Below are 6,408 nucleotides of genomic sequence, written 5' to 3'. Positions count from 1 at the left end.
TGTTCGTCCGCGCTCCCGGCGCGCTCCCGCCGGTCGCGAACGCCGACCATGTGATCGCCGTTGCCGGTGCAGACACCGTGATCGCACCCCTGAAGAACGACGTCGACCCCCAGGGCGGATCCCTGCGCCTGGCCCAGGCCACCACGGACGAACAGTCCACCACCGTCATCGGGGCTGACCAGCAGACGTTCACCTTCACGTCCGACGTGCCGGGCGCCCACTACGTCTCCTACCTGGTGACCAACGGCCCTGCCAGCGCCCAGCAGCTGGTCCGGGTGGACGTGGTCCCCGGCAACAACGAAGGCGCGCCCGTGGCGGTCCGCGACATTGCCCTGCTGCCCACCGGTGGCAGCGTGCTGGTGGATGTCCTGGGCAACGACTCCGACCCCTCCGGCGGCGTGCTGGTAGTCCAGTCCGTCACCGCCGACGCAGGGCTCCCGGTCAGCGTCTCTGTGCTGGACCACTCCGTGGTCCGCGTGACGGACATCCGCGGCGAAGGCCAGCTGACCTTGAAATACACCATCTCCAACGGCCGCGCCTCGGCTGTCGGCGAAATCGCCGTCCTGCTGGTTCCGGCGCCCGCAAAGCTGCAGCCTCCGCAGGCGAAACCCGATGAGGCCACAGTGCGCGCCGGGGACGTTGTGACAATCCCGGTGCTGGAGAACGATACGGACCCCAACGGCGGCAAGCTGACTTTGGTTCCGGAGCTGGCGCAGGAGCCTGATGCCGCGGACGGGCGGATGTTCGTGTCCGGGGACACACTCCGGTTTATTGCCGGCGAGGCCCCCAAAACGGTGTATGCCATCTACAAAGTCCGGAATGACACCGGGCAGGTGGACTCCCAGCAGGTCACCATCCGGATCCAGGGCCGGGACGACGACCGAAACTCCCGCCCGGAGCCACGGAACCTGACGGCCCGCGTTGTGGCGGGTATGACCGTCAAGATACCGGTGCCGTTGGATGGAATCGACGTGAACGGCGACTCGGTCCAACTGATCGGCATCGACAAGGCCGCGGCCATGGGCACGGCCACTGTCAGGGACGGTTACCTTGAGTTCACGGCCGCAGGTGATGCGGCCGGAACCGATACGTTTACTTACCGCGTGCGGGACCGCGTCGGTGCGGAAAACACGGGAACGGTGATCGTGGGTATCGCCCCGCCTGAGGCCAACAACCAGAACCCCATCGCGGTGGAAGACTTCATTGACGTCCGGCCCGGCCGCAAGGTTGCGGTAGATGCCCTGGCCAACGATTCAGACCCCGACGGCGACCCGATCTCCTTGCTGTCCAATTCGTTCGAGGCGCTGCCCGAGTTGCAGGTGGAAGCAATGCAGGACTCCAAAGTCCTCTTCACGGCTCCGCCGGTACCCGGCAACGCCAGCATCGGATACAAGATCCAGGACGACAAGAAGGCCGAGGCAGGCGCAGCCATCCGGGTCAGTATCAGTCCCGAAGCTGAACTCAAGCGCCCGGTCGCCAAGGATGACCGGGTCACGCCCGCAGAGACGCTCGGCAAGACAGCTGTGGACATCCCGGTGCTAAAGAACGATTCAGATGCCGACGGCGTTGCTGCCGAGCTGAAGATCAGCCTCCCGGACGCCAATCCCAACGCCCGGGACGGCGGATCCGGCAACATCGTGGTGACCCTGGCCCCGCAGGACCAGCTAATTCCCTACACGGTCACTGACGTGGACGGCCTGAGTTCAACCGCTGTCATGTGGATTCCAGGCCAGGGCGCCCAGTACCCAAGCCTGGCGAGGACTGACACCGTTGAAGTGATGGCCGGCAAGGAAGTCACCCTCCAGCTCAGCGAATACGTCCGGGTGCGCGAAGGAAAGCGGCCGCGCATCACCGTGGCAGACTCCGTCAAAGTCCAGGGCGCCTCGCCTGAGGACATCATCGCCGGGGACGGTACGGCACTGCGTTACGCGGCGAGGGCTGACTACGCAGGCCCCGGGTCCTTGACCTTCGAGGTCACGGACGGCAACGGCCCGGACGACCCCGACGGCCTGAAGTCCACGCTGGTCATCATGACCAAGGTGATACCCGACCCCAACGCCAACCACCCGCCCACCTTCAGCGGGGCGGCCCTGGACGTACCCAAGGCGGAGACCGCCAGGCTGGACCTCGGCCCGCTGGCGACGGATGTTGACGAACAGGACAAGGGCAACCTGAAGTTCGAGCTCGACGGCGGCCTGCCCGCCGGCTTCTCGGCCAGCCTGAATGGTGATGTCCTGGAAGTCCGGGCAGAAACCTCGGTGGCTGCCGGGGCTACCGGAAACATCCCCGTGCGCGTTACCGACGGCCGCTCACCGGCCGTCAAAGCGAACATCACAGCCCGTCACGTGGCTTCCAACAGGCCGATGCCCGTAGCCAATGACGACGTCGTCGAAAAAACCAATGCCGGCAAGACGGAAACCGTGAACGTCCTGGCCAACGACGGAAACCCGTTCGACGACGCGCCGCTCAAGATTGTTTCCGCGGGAGTGGAAACCGGATCCGCCGCAGGACAGCCCACATTTGCGGGCGACTCCGTCACTGTCACCCCGGCGCCGGGCTTCAAGGGTGTGATGGTTGTCCGCTATACCGTGGTGGACAAGACCGGAGATGTGTCGCGGCAAGCGACCGGCCGCCTGCGGCTGACGGTCCGTGATGCACCCGATGCACCGTCCGCTCCTTCCGCCACCGATGTCCGCAGCCGGACCGCCGTCCTCAAGTGGGCACCGCCGTCGGACAACGGAGCAGCGATCACCGGGTACCGGGTGGAATCCAACAACGGCTTCTCCCAGGCATGCCCTACCACCACCTGCACCCTCTCGGGCCTCACCAACGACGTCAAATACGTTTTCACGGTGACCGCGGAGAACGAGGTGGGCACATCCCAGCCCTCCGCGGCCTCGAACGAAATCCGGCCGGATGAGAAGCCTTCGCCGCCGGAAGCCCCCTCCGTCAAGGCGGGCGACAGGAACATGGTCATCAACTGGCCCGCCGCCAGGACCGAGGGTTCCGCGGTCAAGCACTATAACCTGGAAATTTCGCCACCGCCGGCCACCGGCATTGCCGTCAAGAATGAAGTGGCAGGCCTCAATTACACCTGGACCGGCCTGACGAACGGCGTCAAGTACCGGGTACGGGCGCAGGCAGTCAACGAACTGGGTGCCTCGGACTGGGGCATCTACTCGGTTGAGGACAACCCCGCCGGTGTGCCCGCCGCCTCCGCTGCGCCCACCACGGCTGTGGCTTCCGCAGTGGGCAGCGAAAACCAGATCAGGGTGGACTGGGCTGAGCCGGACACCAACGGCGACCCCATCAGGAACTACTACGTCACCATGAATGGCGGCGGCGCAGGCCCGCAAACCCAGGTGGTGCCAGGAACCGTGCGCACTGCGGTGTTCGGGGCACAAAACTCGGAAACTGCCTACACCTTCACCGTCCAGGCCGAGAACAAGGCCGGCAAGGGAGCAGTCAGCCCCGCATCGGCTCCCCGCCGCGCCACCGGAAAACTTGCCCAGGTCTCCGGCGTCAGCGCCACCCCGGCCAACACCGAAGGCGCCGGCCGCCAGGTCACCATCCAGTTCAACCGGCTCACCGACGCGCAACGCAACGGGTCCCGGGCCGAGGAAGTGAGCTACCGGTACTCCGCCGGCGGGCAGAGCGGACCCATCAGTCCAGGCCAAACCGTGGGAGGCTTCACCAACGGCCAGGCCCTTTCAGTAACCGTCACCGCTGTCTCCACAGTGGCTCCCAGCTCAGACGCCAGCGCGCCGGCACGGGCCACGCCGTACGGCTCGCCCGGTACGCCCTCGGCCAGCGGCACCAACGGCAAAATCAATGACCAGACCGTGACCCTGAACTGGTCCTCGCCTTCCACCTCCACGAACGACGTCGCTGAAACCAGGATCCTCATCAGCGGCGGCGGTTGGGAAAGCGTTGCAGCATCTGGCAGCCGCACCATTAACACCGGAGGCTGGGAACAGCAACGCACCATCACCGTGCAGACCTTCAATTCTGTGGGTACCGGCAGCCCACAGGTCAGCGCGACCGCCACCTCCGGCAAGCGCGGCGAATGGAACACCCGCCTCAGTTCAGCGGACCCGAAGTTCGTGCGGTCCTGTACCTATACCCTGGGCGGGGCGAACTACCGGCCGGAGCCGTATTACGACTGCGACGGGATCAATGCACACCGGCCGCCGTGGCTGTACGTGGCGGACAACCACAACCTCGTGGTCCGCTGCTACATCATCCAGAGCGATCACTGGACTCCCAACCCGATCCGGACCTGGTACCGGATCGAACCGGGTTCGGCCAGCAATGTGGGCCGCTACGTCGTGGCGGGTTCCACCACCTTGGGCGAGCCGGGGAATGCCGGGGTGCCGCCGTGCTGATGCCCCGGCCGGAACCAGCCACCGGCATCGAGTGCGGGGAGGCCTCCCCATCGCGGCTGCGCAACCACTTGGGTAGGCTGGCCCGGGGAACGGAGAGCCGTGTGCCGGCTCTCCGGACGAGCGGGCCTGGGGGCTATCGCAACAACATGAGGGAAAAATCGCTGTGACAAGTCTGCTGGGGAAACTTGGGCTCAACAGGCGCCACAAGAAGATGGTTACCGGTACTGCTTTTGGTGCTGCGGTTGCTGTTGTGGTGACTGGTGCTGTGTTGTATCCGGGGTTCAAGACCACTGAGGTGGACTTGAATGATGGTGGTGTGTGGGTGGTGTCGAAGTCGAAGAATGCTGTGGGGCGGTTGAATTATCCGTCGCGGGTGTTGGATGGGGCTGTGACGCCGGCGTCCACGACGTTTGAGATCCTGCAGGATGCGGGGGATGTGTTTGTTGATGATGAGTCTGGTTCGACGTTGAATCAGGTGTCGCCGGCGAATATGCGGTTGGGCGGGGATAAGCAGTTGCCCGGTGCTGCGGATGTGAGTTTCGGGTCCGAGGTGATTTCGGTGACGGACGCGGCGTCGGGGAAGGTGTGGGCGGTGTCGCCGTCTACGGTGAATGGTTTTGATGAGGAAGCGTCGGAGCCGGTGTTGGTGGGGTCGGAGGGGACTGTTTCGGCTGTGGGGGAGGATGACCGGATTTATTCGGCGGACCCGGAGTCGGGCGTGGTGACGGTGACCGGTGTTGACGCCAACGGTGAAGTGGTGTCCTCGGAGTCGGAGACCTGGGGTGAGTTGAAGGGGTCGGGGGACCTGCAGGTCACGGTGGTGGGGGACAAGCCGGTGGTGCTGGATGCGGCGGCCGGGAAGTTGTTGCTGCCGGGCGGGAAGCGGCTGCAGCTGGACAACGCACGCGAGGCCAAGCTGCAGCAGGGTGGTCCGGGCAGTGACTTTGTGGCGGTTGCGACGCAGAAGGCGTTGCTGAAGCAGCCCCTGGACGGTTCTACTGCAAAAACGGTGGCGTTCGACGGCGAGGGTGTGCCGGCTGCTCCGGTGCAGTTGGGCGGGTGTGTGCATGCGGCGTGGTCGGGTGCGAACAAGTATGTCCGTGATTGTGTCAATGATGGCGATGACAAGAACGTGGATGTGCCCAAGGCGAGTGCGTCGCCGTCGTATGTTTTCCGGGTGAACCGGGACCTGGTGGTCCTCAATGATGTGAATTCCGGCAACGTGTGGCTGGTGAACCAGAACATGCAGCTGGTCAACAACTGGGACGACGTCATCCCGCCCAAGGACACATCTGATGACGCGGACAAGGACTCCGCGGACGAAGTTCAGCAGACTGTCCTGCCGGACCGCACCAAACCCAACAGTCCGCCCGCGGCAAAACCGGATTCCTTTGGTGTGCGGGCCGGCAAGACCACGATCCTCCCGGTCCTGGACAACGACACTGATCCGGATGGGGACATCCTCACCCTGCGCCCGCCCGCCGAGGTTAAATCCGGAACTGTGGCCACCATCTACGGCGACACCGGCTTTCAGATCTCCGTGCCCGCTGACAAGACCGGAACAGACTCCTTCCAGTACACAGTGGATGACGGGCGCGGACTGTCCGGAACAGCGGACGTGGCACTACGCATCGTTCCCGCAGGGGAGAACTCTGCGCCCCGGCAGAAACCGAACCGCGAAACCACGCTGGTGCTCCAGCAGGGCACAACGCTCACCCAGAACATCCTTTCCAACTGGATAGACCCCGACGGCGACGACCTGTTCGCGGAATCCGTGACGAGCACCGACCCCCTGGACCAGGTCAGGATCCGGCCCGATGGCCAGCTCACCTTCCAGGACTCGGGAACAGCGCCCGGACGCAAAACCCTCACGGTACGGATCTCGGACGGAACCGACTCCACGGAAGGTCGCATCGTCGTCGACGTCCGCGCTCCCGGCGCGCTCCCGCCGGTCGCGAACGCCGACCATGTGATCGCCGTTGCCGGTGCAGACACCGTGATCGCACCCCTGAAGAACGACGTC

Annotated in this window: 2 protein-coding genes; both read left to right on the top strand. The window is 64.9% G+C overall.

All coding sequences use genetic code 11. The annotated features are described in order from the left end of the window. A partial coding sequence (locus tag CXX84_RS18880; RefSeq protein ID WP_102978262.1) for an Ig-like domain-containing protein occupies positions 1 to 4,385 on the top strand: 4,385 nt, incomplete at its 5' end. A 211-nt stretch (positions 4,386 to 4,596) separates the two neighbouring features. Beyond that, the coding region (locus CXX84_RS18875) for an Ig-like domain-containing protein (RefSeq protein ID WP_189337658.1) at positions 4,597 to 6,408 on the top strand (1,812 nt) is incomplete at its 3' end.

This window comes from Arthrobacter sp. AFG7.2 (assembly GCF_002892835.1).
Lineage (GTDB): Bacteria > Actinomycetota > Actinomycetes > Actinomycetales > Micrococcaceae > Arthrobacter.
The sequence above is the reverse complement of the archived record's forward strand: the minus strand, read 5'-3'. Positions and strand labels throughout refer to the sequence as shown.